We start from the raw sequence: 484 nt of genomic DNA on the forward strand, positions 1-484 counted from the left end.
TGGCTAGCGACATAATCAGTTGAACCGGCCAATGCGGCTGAGATCGCTGAAATTCATCCAGATGAAGAAGGCCTTCCCGACGATATTGGATTCCGGCACGAAACCCCAATATCGGCTGTCGGCGCTGTTATCCCGATTATCGCCCATGGCGAAGTATTGCCCCTCGGGTACTTTGCAGCGTACCCCATCGCGGGAATATTGGCAGTTCCCGAGGTTGGGAAATTGGTACTGCGGGCGATATTCCTGCGGCCGGCTCTCATCAAGCAGGATATTGTGACTAACTTCGCCCAATTTCTCCTTATATTGTGCAATATAGGAGACACGATCAGGTTCGAAATAGTCACCGTCGCGCGTATGTGGCACCAATTGGCCGTTCACGTACAGTTTTTTGTCGAGGTAGGCGATTTCGTCACCAGGCAGGCCCACCACGCGCTTGATGTAATCGACGTCCGGATCCACCGGATAGCGGAACACGAACACATCG

General features: G+C 53.1%; 1 protein-coding gene. It reads right to left on the minus strand.

What is annotated here, in order from left to right; genetic code table 11:
• Window positions 1-15 precede the first annotated feature (15 nt).
• Window positions 16-484 (minus strand): signal peptidase I (gene lepB, locus RCF13_RS01815; protein ID WP_308140775.1); only part of this gene is annotated, 469 nt, incomplete at its 5' end.

It is taken from the genome of Stenotrophomonas maltophilia group sp. RNC7 (genome assembly GCF_030910085.1).
GTDB classification, from domain to species: Bacteria; Pseudomonadota; Gammaproteobacteria; order Xanthomonadales; family Xanthomonadaceae; genus Stenotrophomonas; species Stenotrophomonas sepilia.